At 74.4% G+C, this 25,485-nt stretch carries 24 protein-coding genes; 13 read left to right on the top strand and 11 right to left on the bottom strand.

The genetic code is table 11. The features are described from left to right. Positions 1-54: 54 nt before the first annotated feature. Positions 55-930 (bottom strand): undecaprenyl-diphosphate phosphatase, encoded by an 876-nt coding sequence (locus tag IF73_RS0112845; RefSeq protein WP_031006884.1) that lies wholly within the window; start codon positions 928-930, stop codon positions 55-57. Between the two features lie 81 nt (positions 931-1,011). Next, positions 1,012-1,479, bottom strand: a complete 468-nt coding sequence (locus IF73_RS0112840) for a winged helix-turn-helix transcriptional regulator (protein ID WP_031006882.1) — start codon at positions 1,477-1,479, stop codon at positions 1,012-1,014. A 145-nt stretch (positions 1,480-1,624) separates the two neighbouring features. On the opposite strand from IF73_RS0112840, the gene IF73_RS0112835 reads away from it, so the two are divergent. Beyond that, positions 1,625-2,794, top strand: coding sequence for a thiolase family protein (locus IF73_RS0112835; protein ID WP_031006880.1), 1,170 nt, complete (start codon positions 1,625-1,627; stop codon positions 2,792-2,794). Here the strand turns inward: IF73_RS0112835 and IF73_RS0112830 are convergent. Beyond that, positions 2,791-3,546 (bottom strand): TVP38/TMEM64 family protein, encoded by a 756-nt coding sequence (locus IF73_RS0112830; RefSeq protein WP_037879046.1) that lies wholly within the window; start codon positions 3,544-3,546, stop codon positions 2,791-2,793. The genes IF73_RS0112835 and IF73_RS0112830 overlap by 4 nt on opposite strands. Before the next feature lie 26 nt (positions 3,547-3,572). On the opposite strand from IF73_RS0112830, the gene IF73_RS0112825 reads away from it, so the two are divergent. From IF73_RS0112825 to IF73_RS0112815, 3 genes are all read left to right on the top strand, one after another. Then, complete coding sequence (locus tag IF73_RS0112825) at positions 3,573-4,415, top strand: DNA alkylation repair protein (RefSeq protein ID WP_234338219.1); 843 nt, start codon at positions 3,573-3,575, stop codon at positions 4,413-4,415. 49 nt (positions 4,416-4,464) lie between these two features. Beyond that, positions 4,465-5,415, top strand: coding sequence for a patatin-like phospholipase family protein (locus IF73_RS0112820; RefSeq protein WP_037879042.1), 951 nt, complete (start codon positions 4,465-4,467; stop codon positions 5,413-5,415). Positions 5,416-5,518: 103 nt separating this feature from the next. Then, positions 5,519-6,364 (top strand): spermidine synthase, encoded by an 846-nt coding sequence (locus IF73_RS0112815; RefSeq protein ID WP_031006869.1) that lies wholly within the window; start codon positions 5,519-5,521, stop codon positions 6,362-6,364. On the opposite strand, the gene IF73_RS0112810 is transcribed toward IF73_RS0112815, so the two are convergent. Both IF73_RS0112810 and IF73_RS0112805 read right to left on the bottom strand, forming a co-directional pair. Then, positions 6,326-7,735 carry an MFS transporter gene (locus IF73_RS0112810; RefSeq protein ID WP_037879039.1) on the bottom strand — a complete coding sequence of 470 codons (1,410 nt, stop codon included), beginning with the start codon at positions 7,733-7,735 and terminating at the stop codon, positions 6,326-6,328. The genes IF73_RS0112815 and IF73_RS0112810 overlap by 39 nt on opposite strands. A gap of 48 nt (positions 7,736-7,783) precedes the next feature. Next, entirely contained in the window at positions 7,784-8,890 is a 1,107-nt protein-coding gene (locus tag IF73_RS0112805; RefSeq protein WP_031006865.1) for a hypothetical protein, read from the bottom strand. Between the two features lie 119 nt (positions 8,891-9,009). Between IF73_RS0112805 and IF73_RS0112800 the strand changes: the two genes are divergently transcribed. Beyond that, on the top strand, positions 9,010-9,471 hold the full coding sequence (locus IF73_RS0112800; RefSeq protein ID WP_031006863.1) for a DUF4442 domain-containing protein: 462 nt from the start codon (positions 9,010-9,012) through the stop codon (positions 9,469-9,471). A gap of 441 nt (positions 9,472-9,912) precedes the next feature. After that, entirely contained in the window at positions 9,913-10,578 is a 666-nt protein-coding gene (locus tag IF73_RS0112795) for a DedA family protein (protein WP_031006860.1), read from the top strand. A gap of 78 nt (positions 10,579-10,656) precedes the next feature. On the opposite strand, the gene IF73_RS0112790 is transcribed toward IF73_RS0112795, so the two are convergent. After that, positions 10,657-11,184 carry a gamma carbonic anhydrase family protein gene (locus tag IF73_RS0112790; protein ID WP_031006858.1) on the bottom strand — a complete coding sequence of 176 codons (528 nt, stop codon included), beginning with the start codon at positions 11,182-11,184 and terminating at the stop codon, positions 10,657-10,659. Between the two features lie 146 nt (positions 11,185-11,330). Here IF73_RS0112790 and IF73_RS0112785 point away from each other — a divergent pair, with 146 nt between their 5' ends. Continuing rightward, the gene (locus IF73_RS0112785) at positions 11,331-12,107 is read left to right on the top strand and encodes an acyltransferase (RefSeq protein WP_051716725.1); all 777 of its coding nucleotides are present in this window, start codon (positions 11,331-11,333) and stop codon (positions 12,105-12,107) included. A 192-nt stretch (positions 12,108-12,299) separates the two neighbouring features. On the opposite strand, the gene IF73_RS0112780 is transcribed toward IF73_RS0112785, so the two are convergent. Beyond that, positions 12,300-13,163, bottom strand: a complete 864-nt coding sequence (locus IF73_RS0112780; protein ID WP_031006854.1) for a DMT family transporter — start codon at positions 13,161-13,163, stop codon at positions 12,300-12,302. A 119-nt stretch (positions 13,164-13,282) separates the two neighbouring features. Between IF73_RS0112780 and IF73_RS0112775 the strand changes: the two genes are divergently transcribed. Next, positions 13,283-13,855, top strand: coding sequence for a helix-turn-helix domain-containing protein (locus IF73_RS0112775; RefSeq protein WP_031006852.1), 573 nt, complete (start codon positions 13,283-13,285; stop codon positions 13,853-13,855). A 44-nt stretch (positions 13,856-13,899) separates the two neighbouring features. Next, positions 13,900-14,463, top strand: coding sequence for a YbaK/EbsC family protein (locus IF73_RS0112770; protein ID WP_031006849.1), 564 nt, complete (start codon positions 13,900-13,902; stop codon positions 14,461-14,463). A gap of 15 nt (positions 14,464-14,478) precedes the next feature. Here IF73_RS0112770 and IF73_RS0112765 read toward each other — a convergent pair whose 3' ends face one another. The 3 genes from IF73_RS0112765 to IF73_RS0112755 all read right to left on the bottom strand — a co-directional run bounded on the left by IF73_RS0112765 (position 14,479) and on the right by IF73_RS0112755 (position 18,368). Continuing rightward, entirely contained in the window at positions 14,479-14,919 is a 441-nt protein-coding gene (locus tag IF73_RS0112765; protein WP_051716723.1) for a CoA-binding protein, read from the bottom strand. 123 nt (positions 14,920-15,042) lie between these two features. Further along, entirely contained in the window at positions 15,043-16,695 is a 1,653-nt protein-coding gene (locus tag IF73_RS0112760) for a carboxylesterase/lipase family protein (protein ID WP_051716722.1), read from the bottom strand. 167 nt (positions 16,696-16,862) lie between these two features. After that, on the bottom strand, positions 16,863-18,368 hold the full coding sequence (locus IF73_RS0112755; RefSeq protein WP_031006841.1) for a long-chain-fatty-acid--CoA ligase: 1,506 nt from the start codon (positions 18,366-18,368) through the stop codon (positions 16,863-16,865). Positions 18,369-18,554: 186 nt separating this feature from the next. Here IF73_RS0112755 and IF73_RS0112750 point away from each other — a divergent pair, with 186 nt between their 5' ends. The 4 genes from IF73_RS0112750 to IF73_RS0112735 all read left to right on the top strand — a co-directional run bounded on the left by IF73_RS0112750 (position 18,555) and on the right by IF73_RS0112735 (position 25,004). Next, positions 18,555-19,985 (top strand): PucR family transcriptional regulator, encoded by a 1,431-nt coding sequence (locus tag IF73_RS0112750; protein ID WP_078868039.1) that lies wholly within the window; start codon positions 18,555-18,557, stop codon positions 19,983-19,985. 9 nt (positions 19,986-19,994) lie between these two features. Then, positions 19,995-20,621: a YigZ family protein gene (locus IF73_RS0112745; protein ID WP_031006836.1), complete on the top strand. Its 627-nt coding sequence runs from the start codon at positions 19,995-19,997 to the stop codon at positions 20,619-20,621. A gap of 166 nt (positions 20,622-20,787) precedes the next feature. Continuing rightward, positions 20,788-21,963, top strand: a complete 1,176-nt coding sequence (locus IF73_RS0112740; protein ID WP_031006833.1) for an exonuclease SbcCD subunit D — start codon at positions 20,788-20,790, stop codon at positions 21,961-21,963. After that, complete coding sequence (locus IF73_RS0112735; protein WP_031006831.1) at positions 21,960-25,004, top strand: AAA family ATPase; 3,045 nt, start codon at positions 21,960-21,962, stop codon at positions 25,002-25,004. The genes IF73_RS0112740 and IF73_RS0112735 overlap by 4 nt, the downstream gene beginning before the upstream one ends. Here the strand turns inward: IF73_RS0112735 and IF73_RS0112730 are convergent. Then, positions 24,994-25,440, bottom strand: a complete 447-nt coding sequence (locus IF73_RS0112730; protein WP_031006830.1) for an Lrp/AsnC family transcriptional regulator — start codon at positions 25,438-25,440, stop codon at positions 24,994-24,996. The genes IF73_RS0112735 and IF73_RS0112730 overlap by 11 nt on opposite strands. Between the last annotated feature and the right edge of the window lie 45 nt (positions 25,441-25,485).

Raw genomic sequence — 25,485 nt, 5'->3', positions numbered from 1 at the left:
GGGCGGGCCCCGCGGCGCGGGACCCGCCCCCGGCCGGGCGTGGAGCGAGCGGGATCAGTCGCCGGACTCGCCCGCGTGCGGGCTGAGGGTGTCCGTGCCGACCAGGATGAAGAGCAGGATGCCCAGCGCGATGCGGTAGTACACGAACGGCATGAAGGACTTCGTCGTGATGAACTTCATGAACCAGGCGATCACCGCGTACCCCACGCCGAAGGCGACGATCGTCGCGAAGACCGTCGGGCCCCAGGAGACGTGTCCCCCCTCGGTCGCGTCCTTCAGTTCGAAGACGCCGGAGGCGAGGACGGCGGGGATCGCGAGCAGGAACGAGTAGCGGGCGGCGGACTCGCGGGTGTAGCCCATGAGCAGACCGCCGGAGATGGTGGCGCCCGAGCGCGAGACGCCCGGGATCAGCGCCATCGCCTGGCAGAAGCCGTAGATCAGGCCGTCGCGGACGCCGAGGTCCTTCAGCGTCTTGCGCTCCCGGATCGCGCGGTGTCGGCCGCCGATCTCGTCGCGGGCGGCGAGCCGGTCGGCGACGCCGAGCACGATGCCCATCACGATGAGCGTGGTGGCGATGAGCCGCAGGTCGCGGAAGGGGCCCTCGATCTGGTCCTTGAGCGTCACGCCGAGGACGCCGATCGGGATGGAGCCGACGATCACCAGCCAGCCCATCTGGGCGTCGTGGTCGGAGCGCATCGCCTTGTCCGTCAGCGAGCGGAACCACGCCGTGACGATCCTGCCGATGTCCTTGCGGAAGTAGATCAGGACGGCGGTCTCCGTGCCGATCTGCGTGATCGCCGTGAACGCCGCGCCCGGGTCCTCCCAGCCCGCGAACGCGGCGGTGAGCCGCAGGTGCGCGCTGGAGGAGATGGGAAGGAACTCCGTCAGCCCCTGGACGAGTCCCAGGATGAACGCTTCGAACCAATTCATGGGGCTTGGGCCGTCCCGTTATGCACTAGTGCGGTCATGAGGTCGAGCGCACTGTACCGTCCCGAGGTGACGTGTTCGTGATCAGGTGGGGTCGGCGGCGGGCCCCGCCGTGGTCCACCCCGGCGAGCGGACGTCGTGGCGCAGACCGGCCCGGTCGGCCTCGCCTCCGCAGTGGGCGCAGACCACGACCGGGGTGAGCTCGGCGCCGCAGCGGTGGCGCAGGACGACGGGCCGGTCGTCGGCGTTGAGGTGGCGGTCGCCCCAGGCCATCAGGGTCAGGAGGACCGGCTGCAGCTCCTCGCCGGCGGGGGTGGCCCGGTACTCGTACCGCGGCGGCCGTTCGCTGTACGCGACCTTCTCCAGGATCCCTGCCTCGACGAGGCGGTGGAGCCGGGCGGTGAGGACGTCCCGGGGTGCTCCGGTGTTGCGGGCGATGCGGTCGAAGCGGTGCACGCCGAGGGAGACCTCGCGCAGGACGAGCAGCGCGTACTTCTCGCCGACGAGGGCGAGCGTGTCGGCGATGGAGCAGGGGCGGGCGGCGGCCTTCATGGGGTCAGGGTAGTCGGGCCGGAGCAGATCGGTTTGGAAATCCAACTCGTCCGTCCTGGAGGGTTTGGAAATCCAACTCACTGGGTTATGTTACCGACGAGTGTCAGTCCGGTTCTCCAACTCACTCCTCCCGGGAGCGTGTGTCATGCGTGACGCCGTCATCGTCGAAGCCGTCAGGACCCCGATCGGCAAGGGCAAGCCGGGCGGCTCCCTCGCCCACGTCCACCCCGTCGCCCTCCTCTCCCACACCCTCCGCGCCCTCGTCGAGCGGAGCGGCGTCGACCCCGCCCTCGTCGACGACGTCATCGGCGGCACCGTCGACCAGGTCGGCGAGCAGGCCATGAACACCACGCGGTACGCCTGGCTGGGCGCCGGCCTCCCCGAGTCCGTGCCCGCCACCACCGTCGACCGGCAGTGCGGCTCCTCCCAGCAGGCCGTTCACTTCGCCGCCCAGGGCGTCCTCTCCGGCGCGTACGACATCGCCGTCGCCTGCGGCGTCGAGTCCATGAGCCGCGTCCCCATGTGGTCCAACGTGCCGCCCGGCGCCGACCCCTTCGGCCCCGGCGTCGCCGCCCGCTACCCCGACGGGCTCGTCCCGCAGGGCGTCAGCGCCGAACTGATCGCCGCCAAGTGGTCCCTCGGCCGCGCCGCCATGGACGAGTTCGCCACCGCCTCGCACCACAAGGCCGCCCGCGCGTGGGAGGCCGGGCTCTTCGACGCCGAGGTCGTGCCGTACGAGGACGTCCGCCGCGACGAGTCGATACGACCCGGCACCACCCCGGAGGTCCTCGCCGGGCTCCGCCCCGCCTTCGAGGACCCCGGCTTCGGCGAGCGGTTCCCGCAGATCGACTGGTCCGTCACCGCCGGCAACAGCAGCCCCGTCAACGACGGCGCCTCCGCCGTCCTCGTCATGGCCGCCGACACCGCCCGCGCGCTCGGCCTGCGGCCGCTCGCCCGGCTGCACTCCTTCGCCGTCACCGGATCCGACCCGCTGCTCATGCTCACCGGCGTCATCCCCGCCACCGAGAAGGCGCTCCGCCGCGGCGGACTCGACCTCGCCGACATCGACCTCTTCGAGATCAACGAGGCGTTCGCGAGCGTGGTCCTCGCCTGGCAGCAGGAGACCGGCGCCGACCCCGCCAAGGTCAACGTGCACGGCGGCGCGATCGCCCTCGGACACCCCCTGGGCGCCAGCGGCACCCGCCTCACCACCACCCTCGTCCACGCCCTGCGCGCCCGCGGCGCCCGCTACGGCCTCCAGGCCATGTGTGAGGCCGGCGGGCTCGCCAACGCGATGATCGTCGAGGCCCTCTAGGGCGCGGCGACCGGCTCGCGCTCCGGCGCTGCGGGGACCGCGGCGGCGGTCGCCGGGCGCCGCAGCGCGTGCCGCTTCCGCCAGGCCACGACCGCCGCCGCCAGCCCCGACAGGACGATGAACCCCGCGGAGAACAGGAACGCCGGCGAGCCCGGCTCGTCCGCGCGGGCCCCGGCCACCACATAGGCCGCCGTGTTCGGCACCGTGCCGATCGCCGTCGCCAGCAGGAACGGCACGTACCCCATCCGGGAGACCGCCGCGCAGTAGTTGGCGGCGGCGAACGGCACGCCCGGGAACAGCCGGATCGCCAGCATCGAGCGGAAACCGTGCCGGCTCAGCTGCCCGTCCGCCGCCCGCAGCCACCGCCCCCTGAGCAGCGGCCGCAGCGCGTCCTGCCCCAGCACCCGGCCCAGCGTGAACGACAGGCCGGCACCCAGCACCGTCCCCGCGACCGCCGCCGTCAGACCGGCCGCGGACCCGAAGAGCGCGCCCGCCGCCAGGTTCAGCACCGGGCGCGGCACGAACGCCGCCGTGCACAGCCCGTACGCCACGGCGAACAGCAGCACCGCGCCCGCGCCGCCCGTCTCCGGCCACCCCGAGGCCAGCAGCCGCTGCGGCTCGTACAGCAGCACCAGGGTCCCGGCGGTCAGCAGGACGAGCGCGAGCAGCGAGAGCCGCGACCGGGGCGAGAGCAGGGCCCGGGAGCAGCGGACGGCGAGCGGGTCCGTCGGCCGGGGCACGGGAGCGAGCATCCCGGGAGAGTAACGGAGACTTCCGTATGATCGCCGTAATGTGCGCCATGTCCGGCCGCGAGAAGGCCGTTCCCGTCCCCGGCCGCGAGCCGGCCGTTCCCGTCCCGGGCAGCGATACGGCAGTGCCCGTCCCCGGCGGCGATACGGCCGTTCCTGCCCCCGGCGGCGAGCCGGCCGTTCCCGTTCCCCGCAGCGAGCTCGCCGACACCGTCCTGGCCCGGCTCACCACGCTCTACCCCGCCGCCGGGAACCCCTTCCGGGCGCAGGAGATGGTCGCGTACATGAAGGGGGTGGCGCCCTTCCTCGGCATCCGGACGCCGGAGCGCCGCGCCCTCTCCCGGACCGTCCTCGACGGCGTCCCCCGCCCCGGCGAGGACGACTGCGCGGCCGTCGCCCTGCGCTGCTTCGCCCTCCCCGAGCGCGAGTACCACTACTTCGCCGTCGACTACCTGCGCCGCCACGTGAGGCGCTGCTCGTCCGGCTTCCTGCCGGTCGCCCGGCGGCTCGTGACGACCGTCTCGTGGTGGGACACGGTCGACCACCTCGCCGTCCACGTCGTGGGCGGGCTCGTCGCCGCCGACCCCGCGCTGGCCGGCGCGATGGACGTCTGGATCGACGACGAGGATCCGTGGATCGCCCGCACGGCCCTCCTCCACCAGCTGCGCTTCAAGGAGGACACGGACGCGGACCGGCTCTTCGCGTACTGCCTGCGGCGCGCCGCCGACACCGACTTCTTCCTCCGCAAGGCGATCGGCTGGAGCCTGCGCGAGTACGCCAAGACCGCCCCGGGCGAGGTGCGGGCCTTCGTCGCGGACAACCGCTCCCTCTTCTCCCCGCTCTCCGTCCGCGAGGCGCTCAAGCACCTGTGAGAACCACCCCGCCGCGGCCGGCGTTCGGTGGCTGCGCGAGACTCGGGCCATGAGCGACAAGGGGACGCCCATGGGCGAGGGTACGACGGCAGGCGCGACGGGCGGCAGGACGGCACTGGTCCTCGGAGCGGGCGGACTCGTCGGCGCCGCCTGGGAGATCGGGATCCTCCACGGACTCGCCGAGGCGGGCGTGGACCTCACCGGTGCCGACCTGGTCGTCGGCAGCTCCGCCGGCGCCGTCGTCGGCGCCCTCCTCACCTCCGGCACCACCAGCCTCGCCGAGCTGTACGAGCGTCAGCTCGACGGCACCGACACCGAACCCGCCGTCCGCTTCGGCGCCGGGACCCTCCTCCGCTACACCCTCGCCGTGCTCACCTCCCGCACCCCGGAGGCGTACGGACGGAAGCTCGGCCGGCTCGCCCTGCGCGCCCGCACCGTGGACGAGGCCACCCGGCGGGCCACCGTCGCGAAGCGGCTCGGCGACGTCACGGAGTGGCCCGCCGCCGGGCGGCTGCGGCTGACCGCGGTCGACGCGGAGAGCGGCGCGCTCGGCGTCTTCGACGGTCGCAGCGGCGGGGAAGGTGCGACCGGCGGGGCAGGAGCAGGAGCTGGAGCGGGGGCCGGTGTCGGGCTCGTGGACGCGGTCACCGCCAGCTGCGCGATCCCCGGCGCCTGGCCGCCGGCGACCCTCGCCGGGCGGCGCTGGATCGACGGCGGCATCCACTCCACCGCCAACGCCCACCTCGCGGCAGGCTGGGAACGGGTGGTCGTCGTCGCGCCCAACGCGATGGGCAACAAGGCCGTGCACGCCCCGGCCCGCCAGGCCGGCGACCTGATCGCCGCCGGCGCGCGCGTCAAGGTCATCACCCCCGGCGCGGACGCCAAGGCCGTGATCGGCGCCCGCGCGCTCGACCCGGCCCAGCGCGGCGCCGCCGCCCGCGCCGGCCGCGCCCAGGCCGCCGCGCACGCCCGGTCGGTCGCCGCCGTGTGGACGGGCTGACGAGGGGTCGGGCCGGCCGCCTCCGGTCGCCTGGGCGGCCTCTGGCCGTCTCGCGCCGCCTCGGCGGGCGCGAGCTGTGGCTGTGCGGTTGCACAATGAAGGGGTGAACGAGCAGATCCCCGTCCTGCGCGACGTCGACCACGGCACCGCGCGTCTCATGCCCGACGTGGACCGGGAGCGGGCCTGGCTCCTCACGGTCGACGGCGCGCCGCAGTCGTACGTCGACCTCGACGCCCCCGACCACCTGGAGTTCGAGTACGCCCGCAGGCTCGGCCACGTCGTCGACGGCGCCGCCGCCGAGGGCGCGCCGCTGGACGTCCTCCACCTCGGCGGGGGCGCGCTCTCGCTGCCCCGGTACGTCTCGGTCACCCGGCCCGGTTCGCGCCAGGACGTCGTCGAGGCGGACGGAGGACTCGTCGCGCTGGTCGCCGAACACCTGCCGCTGCCCGAGGGCTCCGGTGTCACCGTGCACACCGACGACGCGCGCGCCTGGCTGGAGGCGGCGCCGGCCGACTCGGCCGACCTGATCGTCGGCGACGTCTTCGGCGGCTCCCGCGTCCCGGCGCACCTCACCTCCCTCGCGTACGCGCGCGAGCTCCGGCGCGTGCTGCGTCCGGGCGGGATCTACGCGGCCAACCTGGCGGACGGGGCGCCGTTCGCCTTCCTCCGGGGGCAGCTCGCCACCTTCGCGGCGGTCTTCCCCGAGCTGGCCCTGGTCGCCGAGCCGGCGGTGCTGCGCGGCCGGCGGTTCGGAAACGCGATCCTGGTCGCCTCCGACGCCCCCCTCGACGTGCCCGGCCTCACCCGTCGCGCCGCCGGGGACGCCTTCCCCGCCCGTGTCGAACACGGGGACGGGCTCCGCCGGTTCACCGGGGACGCCGCCCCCGTCGACGACGCGGAGGCCGTGGGGTCACCCGTTCCGCCGGACGGCGCCTTCGGCATCGGCTGAGGCGAGCGGCGCGGGAAGCGCGGCACCCGCGCCGATCGTGCCGCCCGCGCCCCCGGCGCCGCCCGCGCCGGCCGTCGGTGCGTCAACCCCCGTGCCGGCGTCACCCTTCGCCGCCGTGCGGCCGTGCGGGCGCCGGGTCATGTTGCGCACGTCCGGGACGAGCAGGACGAGCGCGGTGACGAGGGTCATCAGCGCGACCGCGCCCCACAGCGACTCGGTCCGGCCGAACGCCGTCTCGGCCGGGCCCGCGAGCGCGGTCGACAGCGGCAGCAGCGCCGTCGAGCCGAACCAGTCGTAGGCGGAGACCCGGGACAGCTTCTCCTCCGGGATCTCCTGGTGCATCGTCGTCATCCACGAGACGCCGAAGATCTCCATCGCCACGCCGCTGACGAACATCACCACCGTGAGCCCCGCCGGATGCAGCGGAATGGCGAGCGCCGCCGAGGGCAGCGCGATCGGGAACACGCCGAGCGTGCCGACGAGGAGCATCCGGCGCGGCTTCCACCGTGTCATCAGGATCGCGCCGGCGACGGTGCCCACGCCGTACCCGGCGAGCGCGATGCCCCAGGGGCGGGCGCCGCCGAGTTCGTCCCGGGCGACCAGCGGCCCGTACACCGACTCGACCGCGCCGATCAGCGCGACCACGACCGAGAACTGGGCGACGATCGACCACAGCCACGGGCGGCCGATGAACTCCTGCCAGCCCTCGCGCAGATCGGCGAAGAGCCCGCCGCCGGGCTTGCGCTCCGGGATGCCGCTGACGTCGAGGAAGGCCCGCAGCGCGCCCGCCACGGCGAACGCGGCGGCGTCGACGGCCAGGACCCAGCCCGGTCCGACGAAGGCGACGAGCGCGCCGCCCAGCGCGGCGCCGCCGATCCCCGCGCCGTGCATCGCCATCCGGTAGAAGGCGAAGGCGCGGCTCGCCTGCTCGCCGGTGACGCTGGACATGAGCATGCCCTCGGCCGCCGGGTTGAAGAACGCCTGGCCGGTGCCGCAGAGCGCGGTGAGCACCATCATCTGCCAGATCTCGGCGGTGCCGGAGAGCACCAGGACGGCGAAGACCGCCTGGGAGACGAAGTTGAGCGCGTTGGCCGCGACCATCACCCGGTGCCGGGGTATGCGGTCCGCCACCGCGCCGCCGATGAGCAGGAAGAGCACCAGCGGCAGGAAGCGCGCCATCGCGACGAGGCCCACGTCGCCCGCGTCGCCGCCGGACTCGAAGACGGCCCAGGTGGTGGCGATCAGGGCGCCGTGGGCACCGAGGCTGGTCACGATGGTGGCGGCGGTGAGCAGCACGTAGTTGCGTCCGGCCCATTCGGGCCGGCGGCTGCCGCGGGGGGAGGCGGCGGGGGAGGCGGAGCGTTTCGTCACCCCGGGACTATCCCCGCCGCCTCCCCCTCCTGCCAAACCGATATCCGGTCAGGACTTCTCGGTGAGCCGGATCGTGGAGAGGATCTTCTTGATCGTCGCGTCCGGGAGCTCGTCCTTCACGCCGTCGGCCGCGTAGAGCACGAAGGTCGAGAAGTCGTTCTCGGCGTTGAGGAAGGTGAAGGCGACCGACTTCCCGTCGGTGTCGCACTTGTTGCGCTTCTTCACGTTCGGCGCGGTGGCCGTGGCCATGCTGCCCTTGAGGCCGGACGCGGTGGTGAACGGCACGGGCTTGGTGATCCTGATGGTCTTCTCGGGCATGTGCTGCGCGTACGCGGCCCACACCCACATGCCGGCCTGGCCCCGCGCGGCGCTGGCCGTGTCCTTGGCTCCCTGGTTGCCCTTGGTGCCGGCCCCGGCCAGGCCCGTGTACTCGGGGCTGCCGCTCCGGTCGGCGTCGACCGCGCACCACTTGCTCTTGAGGTCGGCGGGTCCGGACATGACGACGAGGGGGCTGCCGTCGCCCTTCTCGGCGTCCTCGAAGCCCACGTGCATGCTCGGCTTGGCGACCTCCCACTCCGGCGGGACGTCGAAGAGGGTGCCGTACGTCGGATTGTGGACGACCTTCCAGCCCGGGATCGTGGGCTCGTACGTCGTGCCGTCGCGCGGGTTGTCGATTTCCGTGGTGGGGCCGTCGGTCGGCTCCTCCGTGCCCGTCGAGGGCGTGCCGGTGACCGGGGCCGAGGTGGTCGCCGGCGGCTTGTCGGCGACGTTCTGCTTGTCGTCGTCGTCCTTCAGGACGAAGAAGGCCGTGGCACCCGCGGCGACGACCACGGCGGTGGCGGCGGCGATCGCGATGAGCGTGCTGCGGTTCCGACCGCCGCCGGAGCCCTGCGGCGGGACGGGGCCGGGCACCTGGTACTGCGGCACGGTCGGCTGCTGGTACGGGTTCGGCTGCGCGTATCCCTGTTGCTGGTGGCCCTGCGGGTGCCCCTGCGGGGGGTAGCCCGGCTGCTGCCACCCGCCCTGCTGCGGGGACCCGGGCTGGGTCGGCTGCTGGTACGGGTTCGGCTGCTGGTACCCCGGCTGCTGGTACGGGTTCTGGTTCTGGTCCTGCGGGTTCTGCTCGCCCCCGGGCGGCTGCTGTCCTGGCCACATGGGCCGTAACGATAGAGGGGCGGCGGGGGAGGGGCCATGCCCGGCCCCTCGGCAGGGGGAGCCGTCCGCCGTCGCGGAAGCATGGCCAAGACTTCTACTCGCGGGTAACATCACGGTCCATGAGCGCAGACCAGAAGTCCGTCGGCGACATGCTCGCCGCCACGGTCCCCATGGCCGGAACCCTCAACCTGGAGTTCCTGGAGACCACCGCCGAGCGCGCCGTCGTGCGCCTGCCCGACCAGCCCGCGTACCACAACCACGTGGGCGGCCCGCACGCCGGCGCCATGTTCACCCTCGCCGAGTCCGCCAGCGGCGCCATCGTGCTCGCCGCCTTCGGCGACCAGCTCGGCCGGGCCGTACCGCTCGCCGTCAACGCCGAGATCGCGTACAAGAAGCTCGCCATGGGCGTCGTCACCGCGACCGCCACCCTCGGCCGCCCCGTCGCCGACGTCGTCGCCGAACTCGACGCGGGTCAGCGCCCCGAGTTCCCGGTCCGCATCGACATCACCCGCGAGGACGGCGCCGTCACCGGCGAGATGACCGTCCTGTGGACCCTGAGGCCCAACGACCTCGGCAAGTGACCCGCCCTCCCCGTGGGCACGCGCGCGTGCCCACGGGGAAACAGGCCAGGACGCGAGCCCGCCGGACCGGATCCCTCCGCCCCCCGCACCCCCTTCGGGTGCGGGGGCGGTCGCGTTCCTGGGCGGCGTCCCGGAGACGGCGGGGGCGTCCCGCACACTGCGCGCGGGGCCGGACCCGCCACGCGGACGGGGAGCGGGCGAAGTACGGTCCACCTGACCGCCCGCACGCTCTCCTCCTGGGACACCGCACGCGACGGTTTCGTCCTCGGGACAGGCCGGCGGCCGCTGCGCGTCGGCCGGTCGGCGACGGACCCCGGGCTCCGCACCACGGTCGAGGTCCGCCACGGCCGAGCGGGTAGGCTGCCCCGGCGTGCCCGACGCGGGGCACGCCACCGCAGCGGCCCGCGACCGGGGCCGCGCCGGCACAACGGGAGGACCGCGTTGCACGTCCAGGAGTGGCTGGAGACGATCCCGCCCGTCGCCATCTACGCGCTGGTGGGGGTGGTGATCGGACTGGAGAGCCTCGGCATCCCGCTCCCCGGCGAGATCGTCCTCGTCAGCTCCGCCCTGCTCGCCTCGCAGCACGGCGACATCAACCCGTACGTGCTCGGCGGCTGCGCGACCGCCGGCGCGATCATCGGCGACTCCATCGGGTACGCCATCGGCCGCAAGGGCGGGCGTCCCCTGCTCGCCTGGCTCGGCGGCAAGTTCCCCAAGCACTTCAGCGAGGCGAACATCGCCCTGGCCGAACGTTCCTTCCAGAAGTGGGGCATGTGGGCGGTCTTCTTCGGCCGCTTCATCGCCCTCCTGCGGATCTTCGCCGGGCCCCTCGCGGGCGTCCTGCAGATGCCGTACTGGAAGTTCCTCGTCGCCAACGTCTTCGGCGGCATCCTGTGGGCGGGCGGCACCACCGCCGTCATCTACTCCGTCGGCATCGTCGCCGAGGCGTGGCTGAAGCGCTTCTCCTGGCTGGGCCTGGTGCTCGCCGTCCTCATCGGCGTCACCTCGATGCTCATCATCAAGAACCGCGCCAAGAAGGCCGCCGCGGAGGCGACCGCGCAGCCCGCGCAGGCACCGCTGAAGCCGGAGACGGTCGCCGCGGACTGAGCTCCGGTCGTACGTGAGGGCAGCGCCCGGGACCTGTCCCGGGCGCCGCCCTCGTTCACGTACGGGCGGAGCGCGGTGTCAGCCCTCGTACGCCTCCGCGTGGCCCTTCGCCAGGTGGAGGTACATCTCGGCGTTCAGCCGGATGCCCGCCAGCTCCTCGTCGGTCAGCCCGCGGCGCACCTTCGCGGGGACGCCGGCGACGAGCGAGCCGGGCGGGACGTCCATGCCCTGCGGCACCAGCGCCTGCGCCGCCACCAGCGAGCCGGCGCCGATCCGCGCCCCGTTGAGCACCGTCGCGCCCATGCCGACGAGCACGTCGTCCTCGATGACACAGCCGTGCACGGTCGCGTTGTGCCCGACCGTCACCCGGTCGCCGATGGAGACGGGGAAGCCCGGGTCGACGTGGACGGTGCAGTTGTCCTGGATGTTGGAGTCCTCGCCGACGGTGATGGGACCGCAGTCCGCGCGCAGCACCGCGTGGTACCAGACGCTGGCCCGGGCGCCGAGCGTCACCTCGCCGAGCACCACCGAGGTCGGGGCCGTGAAGGCGGTCGGGTCGACGCTCGGCTCCTTGCCGCCGACGGCCTGGATCAACGCCTCTGCCATGGGGGTCACTCCTGTGGGTCTCTACGGCCCGTGCGGCCGTGGGTGTCGCGCCTTCCGCTTGCTGCCCGCACCCTATGCCGCGTCCATGACGGACATCACAGGGGACCGCACTGATCAGGCCCGACACCGCCGACTACGGTGGCGGGGTGCCCAGAAACGGAAACACGTTCTCATCCCTCGCCGCCTGGCGGCGCCGGGTCGTCGCCCACGCCCTCCAGGGCGGCTGGCGCTGGGCGCAGCAGGCGGGCGCGGTGACCGCCGAGCACCAGGGGAAGCTGCGGTTCCGGCGCCTGGGCGCGGGCACCCGGCTGGCCTTCCCGCAGGGCACCCTCTTCGGCGAGCCGTGGATCGAGATAGGCGAGTGCTGCATCATCGCCGAACAGGTCACCCTGACCGCCGGCATGCTGCCCGGGCTCGACCTGGGCACGGAGACGGTCCTCACGCTGGGCGACGGCGTCGTGCTCGGCCGCGGCAGCCACGTCATCGCCGACACCACGATCACCATCGGCTCGGACACCTACTGCGGGCCGTACGTCTACATCACCTCGACCAACCACAGCTACGACGACCCGCACGAGCCCATCGGCCGCCAGTGGCCCCGCTCGGAACCCGTCTCGATAGGCCCCGGCTGCTGGCTGGGCACGGGCGCGGTGATCCTTCCGGGCGCGCGGATCGGCCGCAACGTCGTGGTGGCCGCCGGCGCGGTGGTACGCGGGGAGGTGCCGGACCACTCGGTGGTGGCGGGCGCCCCGGCCAGGGTCGTACGGCGCTGGGATCCCGAGCAGGGCTGGCAGCCGCCGCTGCGCACCCCCGCCCCGAAGCCGATCCCGGAGGACGTCACTCCCGAGCAGCTGGCGGCGCTGGCGGCGTGGGAGATCGAGCAGGAGGAGGCCACCGGGGCGGCGGAGGTGTCGACCTCCTGAGGGCCGCCGCCCTCCGCCCTGCGCTGCTTCTTTCGCGCCTTCCGCCCCGGCCGCGCGGCGTCTTGTCCTCCGCCCCCGCGGGGTGCCGTGCCTTCCGCCCCCCCGTGGTGCCGTGCCCTCCGCTCCCGCGCGGCGTCGTGCCTTCCGCTCCCGCGCGGCGTCGTGCCTTCCGTCCCCGCGCGGTTCCTTGCCTCAGCCGCCCGCGATGAGGACCGTGCCGACGAGCGCGAGGCCCGCCCCCGCCGCCTGGATCGCCCGCAGCCGTTCGCGGAGGACGCCGAAGGCGGCGAGCGCGGTCACGACCGGGTAGAGGCTGGCGAGCACGGCGGCCACGAGGACCGGGCCGCGCTGCGCGGCCAGCGCGTACGTACCGTTGGCGGCGACGTCGGCGAGGCCCACGAACGCCAGCGCCGGCAGCGCGCCGCGGATCACCCGGAACCCCCCGGCGGGCAGCGCGCGGCCACCGCGCCGCACGGAGAGGTACAGCGCCCCGCCGCCGACGGCCACATTGGTCACGCGCTGCACGAACAGCGCCAGGAACAGGCCGGTCAGCGTGGTGGACGCCTCGGCGATGAGCGCCATCACGGCGCCGAACCCGAACGCCGCGAACAGCGTGAGCAGGACGGCCTGCCGCCGGACCGGCGCGCCGCGCAGCTCGGGACCGCCCGCGAGGACGATGCCGACGACCGCCGCGGCGATGCCGCCGACCTGGAGCAGCCCCGGCCGGTCGCCGAGCAGCAGGCCGACCGTCACCGGGACGACCACCCCGAGCGAGCCGAGCGGCGAGACGACGCCCATCGGGCCGAGCGCGAGCGCCTTGTAGAAGGCGAGCATGGCGGCCGGTCCGACGACGCCGGCTGCGACCGCGAACCACAGCTCGGGACCGGCCTCGGTCCACGCCGTGGTCGCGACGACGACCGCGCCGAGCACCACGACCGCCAGGCACTGGGAGACCACGACGACGGTGAGGGCCGGGACGCGCCTGGTGAGCAGTCCGCCCCCGAAGTCGGCGAAGCCCCACAGGAGGGCGGTGGCCAGGGCGAACGCGGCGGTCATGGGGGTCCTCGCAGGGCAGGTACGGGGTGGAACAGGGCAGTACAGTGCAGTGCACAGTCGGGTGCACCTCACCGTAGTGCAGTCTGTTGAACTATGTCATCCAGGATATTGGACGGAATGTGTCGGACCTCGACCAGCTGACCCAGTCGCTCGCCCGCAACCTGAAGCGCTGGCGCAACGAACGGGGCTTCACCCTGGACGCGCTCGCCGCCCGCTCGGGGGTCAGCCGCGGCATGATCATCCAGATCGAGCAGGCCAGGACCAACCCGAGCGTCGGCACCACGGTGAAGCTGGCCGACGCCCTCGGCGTCTCCATCACGACCCTCCTCGACTACGAGCAGGGCCCCCACGTCCGTCTCGTCCCGCCGGAGCAGGCCGTCCGCATGTGGTCCACCCCGGCCGGCAGCCACACCACGCTGCTCGTCGGCACCGAGGCCCGCGGCCCCCTCGAACTCTGGTCCTGGTCCCTCGTCCCGGGCGAGGGCAGCTCCTCCGACCCGCACCCGCAGGGCACCACCGAACTGCTCCACGTCGTCGCCGGTGTGCTCACCCTGGTCGTCGACGGCGTCGAGCACACCGTCCCCGCCGGCACCTCCGCCGTCTTCGAGGCCGCGGCCCCGCACACGTACCGCAACGACGGCGACGAGACGGTCGAGATGACCATGGCCGTCTCCATCCCGCCCGTACGCTGAGACGTCCGGCCGCGCGGCGGGCGGCAGCGGCTAGCGTGACGCGCATGCGCGCACCCATCGGAGACTTCGACGACGCCCTGCCCGCCCCCGACTGCCTGGACCTCCTCACCCCGCCCGTCGCGGCGGCCGTCCGCGCCTGGAGTGGCCCCGTCCCGGCCGACCAGATCCTCTACGTCGACACCGACCCGGCCATCGCCGACACCGCCGTCTTCGTCGAGCACTACGGCCCCGCGCTCCTCGACGAGTCCGCCAACTGCGTCGTCGTGGCCGGCAAGCGGGGCGAGACGACCACCCTCGCCGCGTGCGTGGTGAAGTCCGCGACCCGCGTCGACGTCAACGGCGTCGTACGCAAGCACCTTGGCGCCCGCAAGGTGAGCTTCGCCCCGACGGACACCGCGACCGGCGACAGCGGCATGGAGTACGGCGGCATCACCCCCGTCGGGCTCCCCGCCGACTGGCCGCTCCTGATCGACGCCGCCGTCGTCGACACCCCGTGGGTCCTCGTCGGCAGCGGCCGCCGCCGCGGCAAGATCATCATCCCCGGCAAGGCATTCGCCCAACTTCCCCACGCCGTCGTCCTGGAGGGCCTGGGCGTGCCGACGGCCTGACGGCGCGCGTCGCCGTCAGCCCAGGCGCGGGATCTCGATCGCGGGGCAGCGGTCCATCACCATGTCCAGTCCGGCGTCCGTCGTGCGCGCGTACGCCGCCTCGTCGACGACGCCGAGCTGGAACCAGACCGCCTTCGCGCCGATCTCCCGCGCCTCGTCGGCGATCGCGCCGGCGAGGTCGCTTTTGACGAAGACGTCGACGACGTCGACCGGGAAGGGGATGTCGGCGAGAGACGCGTAGCCCGGCTCGCCGTGGACCGTCTCCGCCTTCGGATGCACGGGAACGATCCGCTTGCCGTAGCGCTGGAGGACGGCCGCCACGCCGTAGGCGGCCCGCGCCCGGTTGGACGAGAGACCCACGATCGCCCAGGTGTCACCCGTGCCGGTCAGGATCCGGCGGACGGTCTCCTCCTCGGAACGCTCCGCCGCCTCGGTGGTCGTGGTGTCGACGCTCATCCGTGGTGCCTTCTCTCTGTCCGTGCGTCCTTCAGTCCGTGCTTCCTTCGTGGTGAACCAGCCACGGCCCCGGATGCTTCCCGTACCGGTGGGGGCGCGGCGACCGGACCGGGCGTCATTCGCTCAGGCGCCCCAGGAGCGGCGTTCGTCCTCTCTCGGGGCCAGGACCAGGGACGGCCGGCCCGGGCCGAAGGTCATGACGGGCCGCTCCGCGTCCCACGCCCGCCACCCGGGATCGCCCTCCGTCGCGAACGCCACCCAGGCGGCGTGCATCGCCGCGGCGAGGGCGCGCGGCGCGTCCGGGCCGGTCATCGCCTCCGCCTCCGGCGCGTCCAGGGTGTCGAAGACGAAGCCGAGCTCCAGCGCGTGGCAGGCGCCCAATCCGAGCACCGGCGACGGCCAGCCGAACTCGTACAGAAACGTCCGGCCGGCCGCCCCCGACCGCAGCCGCGCGTCGGCGACCCGGTTCAGCGGCACCCGCAGCAACCTGTCGGTGGCGAGCGCGCCCAGGACCTCGCCGGGCCGTGCCCGCGGCCGGTTCGCCCGGTAGACGCGCGCCGCACGGGACGGCACCCGTGCCTTCCACAGGGCGAGCCGCAGCATCACCGGCGACAACCGCTCCACGAGCCCGCTCGGCACGAACCAGAGCCGGTACTCCTCCGCGGTCGTCCCGAGAAGCAGGTCCACATCGGCCGAGTCCACGGCCAGGTCCACTGCCGACTCGTGGGTCGCGTCCCCGAGGGCGTCCTTGGGCAGGTGCCCAGACGCCTTCCGGCGGCGGGCCTCCGCGCTCGCGCCCCCGGACGTCAGCGTCTCCGCCGGATCGCGCGGCAGTACGTCCCCGTCCACCGCGATCTGGAACGAGTGCCCAGCGCCCGTCAACGGCGAGCCCTTCGCCGTCACCTCCGTCTGCACCGTGAGCAGCCGCTCCCGGTCCACCGCCGCGAACGCCTCCGTCGTCGCGGGAATCCCCAGCCGCTCGGCCATCGCCCGCGTCGTCCGCCGCGCCCGCTCCAGCGGCACCGCCATCGGGGCCCCGCTCTGCACGATGGCCCGCCGGAACAGGCCGCGGGCGAGCGGCGAGGCGAGCAGCGCCGCGATCGAGATCGCGCCCGCCGACTCCCCGAACACCGTGACCCGCCCGGGATCGCCGCCGAACGCCGCGATGTTGTCGCGGATCCATACGAGCGCGGCGATCTGATCGCGCAGCCCGAGGTTGGCGGGCGCGTCGGGAAACACGCCGAACCCTTCCACGCCGAGCCGGTAGTTGACGGAGACGAGGACGACACCGTCGCGCGCGAAGGCGGTCCCGTCGTAGACGGGCACGGCGTTGGAACCGTGGATCAGTGAACCGCCATGGATCCACACCATCACGGGCCTGCCGTTGCTGCCGCTGCTGTCGGAGTGGTCGGCCGTCGGACCCGTCGGAGCCGTCGGACCCGTCGAACTCCAGGGTGCCCACACGTTGACGTGGAGACAGTCGTCCCCCTCGACGACGGGATCCGGCAACAGCGCGTCCAGCGGCGGAGCGTAGGGACGCTTGGGGGCGGTCGGCCCGAACTCCGTCGCCTTCCGCACCCCCTCCCACGGCTCCACCGGCTCCGGCGCCCGGAAACGGAGCGGCCCGAACGGCGCCCGCGCGTACGGCACGCCGAGGAAGCCCGCGACGCCGTCCCCCACATACGCGCCCCTCACCCTCCCCGCGACGAGAGCGACCTCCGGCGCCCCCGCCCCGTACCCGGCGTGCTGGTCCCGATCCTGGTCCGGCGTCGTCATGCCCGAGTCCTTCCGTGTCGACTGGATGCGCCGCCGTCGACCTGTCGGCCGCCCGGGAGCGGGGCTCGGCTCCCGGGGCGGGACGGTGTACGGGACCGTGTACGGAGCGGCGTACCGACGGGCGCGGGTTGTGCCGGGCGGCCGGCGCCTGGGTCAGGGCGTCTGGGTCAGGGCGCCGGGGTCAGGGCGCCGGTGTTCACCAGCGCGCGCTTGAGGACCTTGCCGGTCGGGCCGAGGGGGAGCGCGTCGACGAAGCGGACGACGCGCGGGTACTTGTGGCGGCCGAGGCGTTCGCGCGCCCAGTCGACGAGCTCGTCCTCCGTGACGGGGGCGACGCCGTCGCGCCGCACCACCACCGCGCAGACCTCCTCGCCCTTCGCCTCGTCGGGGACGCCGACCACGGCGACCTCGGAGACCGACGGGTGACGGACCAGGACCTCCTCGACCTCACGCGGATAGATGTTGAAGCCGCCGCGGATCACCAGGTCCTTCTTCCGGTCGACGATCCGCAGAAAGCCGTCCGTGTCCCGCGCGCCGAGATCGCCGGTCCGGAACCAGCCGTCCACGACGGCCGCGGCCGTCGCCTCCGGATCGTCTAGGTAGCCGGCGAAGACGTTGTGCCCTCGCACGACCACCTCGCCGATCTCCCCGTCCGGCAACAGACGGACCGCGTCGTCGAGCGCCGCGTCGGCCACGCCGACCTCGACGCCCCAGACCGGGTGGCCCACCGTGCCGGGGCGCCGCCCGAGGTGCGGCTGGTTGAACGTGGCCACCGGCGAGGTCTCCGTCAGGCCGTACCCCTCCAGGACCTGCGTCCTGAAGGTCTCCTCGAAGCGCTCCAGCACCGCGACCGGCAGCGCCGCGCCACCGGAGACCGCCGCGCGCAGCGCCGCGGGACGCCGGTCCGAGCCCGCCGCCGCCTCCACCAGCGCGTGGTACATCGTCGGCACGCCCATGAACACCGTCACGCCCTCGTCGACGAGCACCTGCAGCGCCGCCGGCCCGCTGAACCTGGGCATCAGCACAAGCGTGGCCCCCTGGCGCAGCGTGCCGTTCATCGCGCACGTCTGGCCGTAGCTGTGGAAGAGCGGCAGACAGCCGAGGACGACGTCGCCCGCGCCGAGGCCGAGCAGATCCTGCGAGGTGACGGAGGCGTTCATGACGATGTTGAGATGAGTGAGCCGCGCGCCCTTGGGGCGCCCCGTGGTGCCGCTCGTGTAGAGGATCACCGCCGTGTCGGACGGCTCGGCGGGCTCCGCCGCCGCCAGCGGCTCCGGCGCCGCAGGCGCGCCCTCAAAGGCCCGCACGCCCGCCGCCCGCGCCGCCTCGTCGGCGACCGCCCACAGTGGTCCGCCGCTGACGATCGCCACCGCGCCACTGTGCTCCAGCACAAAGCGCACCTCGTCGGCGACGAGCAGCGCGTGCACCGGCACGACGGTGGCGCCGGCGGCGAGCGCGCCGTAGTAGACGCGCAGGAACTCCGTCGTGTTCGGCAGCAGCACCGCCACCCGGTCGCCCGGTTTCACCCCCGCCTCGCGCAGGCCGGCGGCGCAGCGCAGCGCCGCGTCCCACAGCTCGCGGTAGGTGAACCGGCTCGCGCCCTCGACGACGGCGATCCGGTCGGGGAAGTGGCGGGCGGACTCGCCCAGCACGCCGGCGACGCTCAGTGACATGACACGCTCCAGAGACGTGAAGTTGACGGCGGTGTCAACATTCCGTGACACGGCACAGAATCGATCGGGGAAGCACCCCGAGGCCATGTGCAGACGCCCACCATGTGCCTTTCCGAGCTGGGCATCGGCCCCTCAACCGCCGCCGGAGCGTGGCAATCGCCAAAGCGCGGCGCTACCGTGCGAGCCATGACGCCCCGCCCGCCCGGCGCCCCCGACCCCTCGCGCGACCGTCCGTCCGGCGCCCCGTCGCGCCCCTCGCCCGACGTGACGGGCGCGCCCCGCGCGCACACCCCGCTCGGATCGACCGGCGGCTCCGGCGCGCTGCGCCGCTCCCTCGCCACCGCGCTCCTGGCCGACGTCGACCGGCTCACCGACCGGGCCGTCGCCGACATCCGCGCCCACTCCGGCACGTACGCCGCAGGCGACCCCGTCTCCCGCGAGGACCTCTGGGCGATCTGCCGCGACAACATGCTGCGCGCCCTGGAGGACTTCGGCGGGCTCGCCCCCACCGGCGGCGACTTCGAGGGCGCCGCCCGCGAGACCGGCCGCCGCCGCGCCGAACAGGGCGTGCCGCTCGACACCGTCCTCCGGGCGTACCGCCGCGGCGGTCGCGTCCTGTGGCAGATGATGGCCGAGCACCTGCGCACCCGGGCCGGCCGCGCGGCGGACAGCCGTGACCTGGAGCTCGACGTCGCTGGCGCCGTCTGGGAGACCATCGACCGCTACTCGGTCGCGATGGCCGACGCGTACCGCCTCGGTCAGCTGGAGCTCCAGAACCGCCAGGACACCCGCCGGGCCGCCCTCTTCGAGGCGCTCCTCGACGGCCGCGCCGACGACCCCGCCGTCGCGGCCGCCGCGGCCGCCGCGCTGGGCGTGCCCGCCCAGGACCGGTACGTCGTCGTGGTCGCCACCCAGGACCCGGCCGCGCCGCCGCACCCCGCGCCCGTCCTGGAGGCCCAGGGACTGTGGTCGTTCTGGCGCCCCCGCTCGGGGCGGTACGCCGGCATCGTCCGCCTCCCGCGCAGCGACACGCCCGCCGGCCGACTGCCCCCGCCCGGCGCCGGCCCCGACCCGGCGCTGCGCAGGCTCCTCGACGCGCTGCGCGAACGCACCGGCGCCACCGCCGGCGTCTCGCCCGAGTTCGAACGCCTCTCCCAGGCGGGCCGCGCCCTCCGGCTCGCCGAGCAGACCCTCCGTACCCTCCAGGCCGGCAGCGGCGAGGCCGCCATCTTCGACACGCGCCTCACGGAGGTCCTGCTCAGCGGACGCCCCGACATCGCGGAACGGATCGTCACCGTCAACCTCGGGCCCGTCCTCGTCACCGGCGGCGAACGCACCGCGCTCCTGACCACCCTCCGGGTCTGGCTCGACCACGGCTGCTCCGCCTCCCGCGCGGCGGAGCTCCTCTACTGCCACCGCAACACGGTGCTCAACCGCATCGGACGCGTCGCCGAGCTCACCGGCCGCTCCAGCGAATCGGGCGAGGCGCGCCTCGGTTGGGCACTTGCCCTGCGGGCCCTCCCCTACGTCGGGGAGCCCGAAGCCCCCGGAGCCACCTCCACCCTGGTGGAGCCGTCCGCCTCGGGCGACGCAGAACGGGACGCGTACGGCACGTAGGCTGGCGGAATGCAGGAGCAGTACCGCACGCTGGCCCGCGAGGGCGTCCACGAGACCGAGATCAACCGCTCGCGCTTCCTCTGTGCACTCGCACCGGTCGCCGACGAACAGGAGGCGCAGGAGTTCGTGGCGCGCATCCGCCGGGAGCACCCGACGGCCACCCACAACTGTTTCGCGTACGTCCTCGGCGCCGACGCCTCCGTCCAGAAGGCGAGCGACGACGGCGAGCCCGGCGGCACGGCCGGGGTCCCCATGCTCCAGATGCTGCTCCGCCGCGAGATGCGGTACGTCGCCGCCGTCGTCACCCGCTACTACGGAGGCGTGAAGCTCGGCGCCGGCGGTCTGATCCGCGCGTACGGCGGTGTCGTCGGCGAAGCGCTCGACGCGCTCGGCACCATCACGCGGCAGCGCTATCGCCTCGCCACCGTCACCGTCGACCACCAGCGGGCCGGAAAGCTGGAGAACGACCTCCGGTCGACCGGCCGCGCCGTGCGCGACGTGCGGTACGCCGAGGCCGTCACCCTAGAGATCGGCCTTCCCGACGCGGACGTGCCCGCCTTCCGGGCGTGGCTCGCCGACGTGACCGCCGGCACCGCCACCGTGGAACTCGGCGGCGAGGCGTACGGCGACGCCTGACCCGCCCCCGCTCCCGCTGACCCGCGCCCCCACGTCACGTCCCCCATGTGGCCCCGCCCACAGCCCCCGCCGGGTTAGCGTGGTGGACACACAACGTGGTGGTCACACACAGAACAGAGACACCAGGGGCGAGGAGCGGCACGCGCATGCGGGGTGGGAAGACGACGTGAGGTTCCTGCACACCTCGGACTGGCACCTCGGCCGGTCCTTCCACCGCGTCGGCCTCCTCGACGCCCAGGCCGCCTTCCTCGACCACCTCGTCGCCACCGTCCGCGACCGCGAGGTGGACGCCGTCCTCGTCGCCGGCGACGTCTACGACCGTGCCGTGCCGCCCCTGCCCGCCGTCGAACTCTTCGACCGCGCGCTCCACCGGCTCGCCGAGGCGGACGTGCCCACCGTCATGATCTCCGGCAACCACGACTCCGCCCGCCGCCTCGGCGTCGGCGCCGGACTCCTCGGCCGCGCCGGCATCCACCTCCGTACCGACCCGGCAGGCATCGGCACTCCCGTCGTCCTCACCGACGCCCACGGCGAGGTCGCCCTCTACGGCCTGCCGTACCTGGAGCCCGCCCTCGTGCGCGAACAGCTCGGCGCCGCGAAATCCGGGCACGAATCGGTGCTCGCCGCCGCCATGGACCGCGTCCGCGCCGACCTCGCCGCCCGCCCCGCCGGAACCCGCTCCGTCGTCCTCGCCCACGCCTTCGTCGCCGGCGGAGCGCCCAGCGACAGCGAGCGCGACATCACCGTCGGCGGCGTCGCCGCCGTCCCCACCACCGTCTTCGACGGCGTCGACTACGTGGCCCTCGGCCACCTCCACGGCTCCCAGACCCTCACCCCCCGCGTGCGGTACTCGGGCTCCCCGCTCGCCTACTCCTTCTCCGAGGCCGACCACCGCAAGACCATGTGGCTGATCGACCTCGGTGCCGACGGAGCCGTCACCGCCGCCGAACGCGTCGACTGCCCCGTACCGCGCCCCCTCGCCCGGCTCCGCGGCCGCCTCGACGACCTGCTCGCCGACCCCGCGCACGACCGGCACCAGGAGTCCTGGATCGAGGCCACCCTCACCGACGCCGTACGCCCCCACGACCCGATGGCCCGGCTCACCGAACGCTTCCCGCACACCCTCAACCTCGTCTTCGAGCCCGACCGCGCCGACACCGACTCCCTCGCCTCCTACGCCCAGCGGCTCCGCGGCCGCAGCGACCAGCAGATCGCCGAGGACTTCGTGACCCACGTCCGCGCCGGCGGCGGACTCGACCCGGCCGAACGGACCGTGCTGTACGGCGCCTTCGACGACGTCCGCGTCGACGCCGCCACCACCGAGCGAGAGGGGGGCCGATGAGGCTGCACCGCCTGGAGATCACCGCCTTCGGGCCCTTCGGCACCACCCAGACCGTCGACTTCGACGCCCTGTCCACCGCCGGACTCTTCCTCCTCCACGGACCCACCGGCGCCGGCAAGACCTCCGTCCTCGACGCCGTCTGCTTCGCCCTGTACGGGAGCGTCCCCGGCGCCCGTCAGGCCCCCGGCACCACCCTCCGCAGCGACCACGCGCCCGTGGACACCCCCACCGAGGTGCTACTCGAACTCACCGTCGGCGGCCGCCGCCTGGAGATCAGGCGCAGCCCCGCCCAGCCGCGCCCCAAGAAGCGCGGCGGAGGCTTCACCACCGAGAAGGCACAGAGCACCCTGCGCGCGTACGACCCCGCCACGCGCGCGTGGACCGGTCTCAGCAAGTCCCACCAGGAGATCGGCGAGGAGATCACCCAGCTCCTCGGCATGAGCAGGGACCAGTTCTGCCAGGTCGTCCTGCTGCCGCAGGGCGACTTCGCCCGCTTCCTGCGCGCCGACGCCGAGGCCCGCGGCAGGCTCCTCGGCCGCCTCTTCGACACCCGCCGCTTCGCCGCCGTCGAGGAACGCCTCGCGGAACTGCGCCGCGCCGCCGCGCACCGCGTCGAGGAGGGCGACGCCCGGCTCCTCGCACTCGCCCACCGCATGGCCCAGGCCGCCGAGGGCCTTCCCGTCGCCCGCACCCCCGTCGACGCCAAGCCCGGCGAGCCCGGCCTCGCCGAGGCCGTCCTCGGCTGGGGCGCCGTCGCCCGCACGGAGGCCCGCGAGGCCGCCGACATCGCCGCCGTACGCCTCGCCACGGCCGAACACGCCGAGGCCGAGGCCCGCGCCGCGGCCGAACACGCCCGGGACCTCGCCGCCCGCCAGGCCCGGCACGCCGAGGCCCTGCGCCGCCGCGAGGCGCTCACCGCCCGGATCCCCGACCGGGATCGGGACCAGGCCGAGCTCGACCTCGCCCTCAAGGCCGACCGGGTCGCCCCCGCGCTCGCCCTGCGCCACGAGGCGGAACGCGAGCACGCCGCGGCCCTGGCCACCCGCGGATCCGCCCGCTCCCTGCTGCGCCCCGACCTCGCCGAAGCCTCCGCCGAACAGCTCTCCACCCTGGAGAACCGGCTCCGCGAGGAACTCGGCGGCCTCGCCGCCGCCCGCCGCGCCGAGAGCCGCGCCGCCGCGCTCGCCGAGGAACGGACCCTCCTCGACCGGGAGGCCCGGGCCGACGAGGAAGCCCTCCAGGAGGCGGCCGACTGGCTCGCCGACTGGGAGTCCCGGCGCGCCGTCCTCCAGCAGCGCGTCGACACCGCGCAGGAGGCCGCCGCCCGCGCCGAACAGCTCGCCGGCCGGCTCGAACCCCTCCGCCTCCGGCTCGCCGCCGCCCGCCGCCGCGACGGCCTCGCCCGTACCCTCACCCAGGCCGAGGAGCGGTACGCCGCCGCCCGCGAGCACCGCAACACCGCCCACGAGACCTGGCTCGACCTCAAGTCCCGCCGCCTGCGCGGCATCGCCGCCGAACTCGCCGCCACCCTCACCGACGGCGACCCCTGCCAGGTGTGCGGATCCACCAACCACCCCGCGCCGACCGCCGCCACCGCCGACCACGTCGACCGGGCCGCGGAGGAGACCGCGTACGCCCGGTACACGCAGGCCGACGAGGCCAGCCGCGCCGCCGAGCGCGAACTCGCCGGCACCCGCGAGGCGCTCGCCGCCGCCCGGGAAGAGGTCCACTCCCTGGCCGCTCCTGGGCAACTGCACAGCGAGCCGACGGTCGCGGAGCTCGCCGCCGCCGTCGAGGAACTGACCGCCCGCCACGCCGAGGCGCACGCGCTCGCCGCCCAGACCCACGCGGCGCGCGAGGTGCTGGCGCGGGCGGAACGCGAGCACGGGGAGCGGGTGGCCGCCCAGCGCGAGGCGGAGCGACGCGTCGCGGCCCGCACCTCACACCGCGAGGCCATCGAGCGGCAGCGCGCCGCGCTCGCCGAGGAGCTCGCCCGGGGCCGCGGCGCGTTCGCCACCGTGGCCGAACACGCCGACCGCCTGGAGCGCCGCATCGCCCTCCTGGTGGACGCCGCCGGAGCCGTACGCGCCGAGGAGCTCGCCGCCGACCGGCTCAAGAAGGCGGACGCCCAACTCGCCGACGCCGCCTACCGCGCCGGATTCTCCACCCCCGCCGAAGCCGCCGCGGCCCTCCTCGACGAGCACGGCCGCCGCTCCCGCCAGCAGCGGCTCGACGTCTGGCAGGCCGAGGCCGCGGCCGTCGCCGACCGGCTCGCCGAACCCGGCATCGAGGAGGCCGCCGCGCTCCCGCCCGCCGCCCCGGCCGCCGCCGAGGCCGTCCACGCCGCCGCGGAACGGTCCCTGCGCGCCGCCGGCGCCGCCCTGGCCGCCGCCCGCGAGCGTGTCACCGGCCTCGCCGGCCTCGCCCGACAGGCCGAGACCGAGGTACGGGGCCTGGGCCCGCTGCGTACCGAACACGACCGGGTGGCGCGGCTCGCCGGCCTCACCGCCGGCACCTCCGCCGAGAACGAACGCCGCATGCGCCTGGAGTCCTACGTCCTCGCCGCCCGGCTCGAACAGGTCGCCGCGGCCGCCTCCGCGCGCCTCCAGCGGATGTCCTCCGGCCGCTACACCCTCGTCCACTCCGACGCGCGCGCCGGCGCCCGGCGCAGCGGCCTCGGACTGCACGTCGTCGACGCCTGGACCGGAAACGAGCGCGACACCGCCACCCTCTCCGGCGGCGAGACCTTCTTCGCCTCGCTCGCGCTCGCCCTCGGCCTCGCCGACGTCGTCACCGACGAGGCCGGCGGCGTCCGCCTCGACACCCTCTTCATCGACGAGGGCTTCGGCAGCCTCGACGACCAGACCCTCGACGAGGTCCTCGACGTCCTCGACTCGCTGCGCGAACGCGACCGCAGCGTCGGCATCGTCAGCCACGTCGCCGACCTGCGCCGCCGCATCCCGGCCCAGCTGGAGGTCACCAAGTCCCGCCACGGCTCGGCCGTACGGCTCCGCGTCGGCGGCGACGGGCTCAGCGGCTGACGGCGCGGCGGGGGAGCGGCGACGAGTAGACGACGCTGGTCGTCACCGACCCGAGCGTGCCGATCTTCCCGGAGATCTCCTCCAGGTGCCGCATCGAGCGGGCGGCGACCTTGATCACGAAACAGTCGTCGCCGGTGACGTGGTGCGCCTCCAGCACCTCGGGCGTGGCGGCGACCAGGTCGTGGAACGGCTTGTAGTTGCCCGTCGGGTAGCGGAGCCGAACGAAGGCGAGGATCGGCAGCCCGAGCCGCTCGTGGTCCACCACGGCGGTGTACCCGGTGATCACCCCGGCCTCCTCCAGGCGCCGCACCCGCTCCGTCACGGCCGACGGCGACATGGACACCGCGCGGGCGAGTTCGGCGTAACTGGCCCGGCCGTGGGCCTGCAGGGCGTCGAGGATCCGCCAGTCGGTGGCGTCCGGGGCGTAGTCGTTCATGGGGCCGTTCACAGGACCGTTCGTGGGACCGTTCATGGGACCAGA

The sequence above is a fragment of the Streptomyces sp. NRRL F-5727 genome (genome assembly GCF_000719555.1).
In the GTDB taxonomy this organism is placed as follows: Bacteria; Actinomycetota; Actinomycetes; order Streptomycetales; family Streptomycetaceae; genus Streptomyces.
The sequence above is the reverse complement of the archived record's forward strand: the minus strand, read 5'-3'. Positions and strand labels throughout refer to the sequence as shown.